This window comes from Algoriphagus algorifonticola, from assembly GCF_007655305.1.
Taxonomy (GTDB): domain Bacteria; phylum Bacteroidota; class Bacteroidia; order Cytophagales; family Cyclobacteriaceae; genus Algoriphagus; species Algoriphagus algorifonticola.
The window spans coordinates 1-3,476 of sequence record NZ_VLOG01000057.1 but is presented as its reverse complement, the minus strand read 5'-3'; the positions used below and the strand labels follow the sequence as shown (position 1 = coordinate 3,476).

4 protein-coding genes and 1 pseudogene are annotated in these 3,476 nt (G+C 35.0%); all 5 read left to right on the top strand.

The window, feature by feature from the left end; all coding sequences use genetic code 11:
- A pseudogene (locus FL972_RS15670) lies at positions 1 to 226 on the top strand (hypothetical protein); the annotation flags it as partial.
- A 154-nt stretch (positions 227 to 380) separates the two neighbouring features.
- Positions 381 to 1,517, top strand: a complete 1,137-nt coding sequence (locus FL972_RS15665; protein ID WP_144606769.1) for a hypothetical protein — start codon at positions 381 to 383, stop codon at positions 1,515 to 1,517.
- Between the two features lie 215 nt (positions 1,518 to 1,732).
- Positions 1,733 to 1,936, top strand: a complete 204-nt coding sequence (locus FL972_RS15660) for a hypothetical protein (protein WP_144606766.1) — start codon at positions 1,733 to 1,735, stop codon at positions 1,934 to 1,936.
- Between the two features lie 238 nt (positions 1,937 to 2,174).
- Positions 2,175 to 3,242 (top strand): 6-bladed beta-propeller, encoded by a 1,068-nt coding sequence (locus FL972_RS15655; RefSeq protein ID WP_144606763.1) that lies wholly within the window; start codon positions 2,175 to 2,177, stop codon positions 3,240 to 3,242.
- A gap of 144 nt (positions 3,243 to 3,386) precedes the next feature.
- On the top strand, positions 3,387 to 3,476 hold a 90-nt coding region (locus FL972_RS15650; RefSeq protein WP_250161372.1), incomplete at its 3' end, for a cysteine peptidase family C39 domain-containing protein.

Here is a 3,476-nt window from a genome sequence, read left to right as displayed (position 1 = left end):
AAGCTTAGAAATGCTCCGACTCAGCACCAATGAAATTTTGGAAAGAAGTCAGATGAAGAAGATATTAGGCGGTTCTACCCAGCAAACCTGCAACCTAAGGTGTGGCAACTGGACTCAAGTGATGGAAGTTTCAGCTTGTAATAGGTCAACGATAGAGTTTTACTGCCAAGAAGGACAGCCAACGGAGGAGGCAGCTTGCATTTGTATCGGAGGAGGGTTTGGATAATTTTGTTTGGGGCATTGGACTTTTAATTGCAAACAATCTACTTCCACACATTATAAGATTTGTTTGGATCAAGATTTGACCATAAGATCAACAATTTCATCCAGTGCCTCTTGTTTTATTTAATGTGGTTTGGTAGAAAGATAAACTTAAAAATATGAGTAGAATACTAAATAAAGGGATAAAAATTCTATTTGTAGGGATATTTCTATTTTTTGAAAATGAGGTTAATGCCCAAACTACCTTTTCGAAAATAGCGGAATTCAAAATTGATCTTTTATACCCAGTTGAGATATTAGACTACTACCCCGCCAAAAAACAATATTTAGGATATATCAATGAAGGGGGTAAAGGAAACAAAATTGCCTTGTTTTCAGAAAATGGTAAAGTCTTGGTCTCAGAAAAATTGCAAGGGGAAGGTCCAAATCAGATTGTAGAATCTATCAATCAAATTGCCTTTGCAGAAGACGGAACTATATGGGTTCATTCCAGTCAAAATTTGTATAAGTATGATCAAAATCTGAAAAAAGTCAACAAGATTGCTTTTAGATCTAAGTATAATGTCACCCTTTACAGCCCTAAAAAACTGAATTACTTCTATGAAAATGGGGTGAAGGGAGATATCTCCTTTATCAGTCAACCTTCGGGATATTCTACTTTTTTTGGATTCACAGATTTTCTAAAAGAAAACCTGATTGAAGTTTTCAATCCAAAAAATGAAAAGACATACAACTTTGCGCCAGTTTCAGATCGGTCAAATTTTTCTAAACTGGATCCTTCAATTGAGTCAATTTATGCTCCTGTTTATTCTTTAGACAAAAGCCGAGGAAAATTGTATCTGACCACTACTTTAGACGATGAAATTTCAATTTTAGACCTGAGATCTAAAAAGAAAACCGAAGCTTTTAAAATCCGCCACGAAAACTTCCCCGTACTGAAATCCTCCAGAATTTCTTTGAATAATATAGCATCTAAAGGCCCAATTAATCTTGGAGCTAAAAATGATAATATTTACGTTTTATCAGATGGAACTGTCCTGTTGGAATACATCAGAGCTATTTCACCTGGAGTTTATGAACAGAAAATAGCTGAAAACCGAAACTATCATCACTTTAGCGATCCATCCTACCGTCGATTGATTTTGATCAGAAATAGTAAACAGGTTGGAGAAGATATCAAATTTCCTTATGGGAAGATAGCTATGCTTTTACCTGACGATACGCTTTTAATCAAATTACTAAACCCAGACGAAGAAGAGGATTTCACTAGATATGGGATTTTTAGGTTGAAATAGTTTGGCTGATCACTCTCTTCACTCCACCACCTTCACCCCTTTCCAAAAGGCCATCCTACCTTTGATCTCAGAGGCTGCAAGTATCATATTTTACCTAGTAAATACTTACTGAAAATCAGAAATATCTTACTAGGTATTGGCTAAATAAGCTAATAATATAGTATCTAATGATCGGGGGTACCGATCGAGTCTTTTAACCATAATTACTATATTTCATGAAAAAGTTAAGCTTAGAAATGCTCCGACTCAGCACCAATGAAATTTTGGAAAGAAGTCAGATGAAGAAGATTACTGGTGGGTATGGATCTTGGGTATGCACTTGTGGAAATAATCCTCCTATTATGGTTTGGGACGATTATGATCCTACAGAGGTCTGTCGACACTATTACAATACGGGTGGCAGTTGTATAGGCGTTTAAAAAGCTGGAATTGGGAGAGCCTATGCACTCCCAATTTCTTAAGAAATAAAAACCTGCTTTTTACTAAAAGGAAAATTGAGCAGCTAAATTTATACGTTGAAGTCGATTTACGAATAATTAATTCGTTATTAATCAGGCTTTTGTACTGGGTTAAGTTAAGATATACTGCAAATTTGGTATTGAAGATTAAGCTATTGACAGTATTCAGTAAATTTTTGTTTTCGAAAATTAAAATATCATGAAAGTCAAAGAAAAAAGTATTTGCATCGGTTTACTTTGGATGCTAATTAGTTGCACAATTGATAATGAGAAAGGAGGCTTGGATTCCATTAATATCCCTATACAAATTCACTCAGGAGTTGCTCTTTCTGATATATCAACTTCTATAACGCTCCTGGATTTACAATCAAATGAACAGGTTCTCTTAGACCATATCTTTGATGTGAAGCTTGCAAATGATATGATTTTTATTGTCGAGTCAAGGCGAATTTCTATTTTTAATATAGATGGGAAATTTATACAGTTTTTAGGAAAGTATGGTGAAGGCCCTGGTGAATTCCACCGTATCAGTTCCCTAGATATTGATGAGAAATCTGGTTTAATTTACCTATCTTCATTCAACAAGGTCTTGATTTATAATCATGACTTTGAGCTTGTGAACGAGCAAAAATTAGATTTTCCTGTCCAGTATTTAAAAGCACTTAATGATGAATTGTATGTGGTTTCTGAAGAAATAGGAATTCCAATAAGTGATAAATTTTTGAATAAAACCCAACTTCTAAAGCTGGATAAATCCTTCCAGATTCTTGATTCCCTACCATTTAGAAGCGTTCTTTTGGAAAAGAAGCAACTGGGAGGAGCTGCCTATAGGCATTGGGTATCACATTTAAATGAAGAGACCTTTCTATTTGTGCCCGTTTTAACATCTGAGAATCTAATTCGAGACACCTTATATCAGGTTGAGGATGGGCAAATTATCCCATCTGTCCGATTTGAATTTGAAAGGGGACAATCGCTCAATGACAATGGGTATCAAACCTTACTTCTCACAAATATTATTAATTCAAAATCCTATTATATTCTAGAATACGAATTAAACTGGGAGCGCCACATGGTTTTGTATAATAAAACAAAAAGGGAAGTATTTAATCTAAAAGGAGGCGTTGATGACCAGTTTGGAGACCCTATATTTTTAAGACCCTTGGACTTGACTAAGGATAGTTTCTTTTATGTAAAAGAGACAGAATATATCCAGAAATCAGGAGTGGAAAAGAATCCTGTAATTGGGATTGTCACTTTGAAGTAGCAATTAAACTTCACGGAAGTTAAAGGATATCAATTCGTTTGCTTTAACAAGAAATGAGGACTAAAAGTGAAAAAAAATAGCTAATCTAATCCGATAGCTAATTCTTGCCTCAATTAGAGTTTATAATTTTATCAATGAGTCGATTTGAAAACCGCCTTCCCCCATTACAAACAACCCGACTCCAAAGACTGTGGTCCTACTTGCTTGCGGATAATCGCAAAGCATTATGGGAAG

What these genes read in the sequence shown, in the direction of transcription:
- FL972_RS15665 (WP_144606769.1), top strand. Translation starts at nt 381, where the DNA reads ATGAGTAGAATACTAAATAAAGGGATAAAAATTCTATTTGTAGGGATA.
- FL972_RS15660 (WP_144606766.1), top strand. Translation starts at nt 1,733, where the DNA reads ATGAAAAAGTTAAGCTTAGAAATGCTCCGACTCAGCACCAATGAAATT.
- FL972_RS15655 (WP_144606763.1), top strand. Translation starts at nt 2,175, where the DNA reads ATGAAAGTCAAAGAAAAAAGTATTTGCATCGGTTTACTTTGGATGCTA.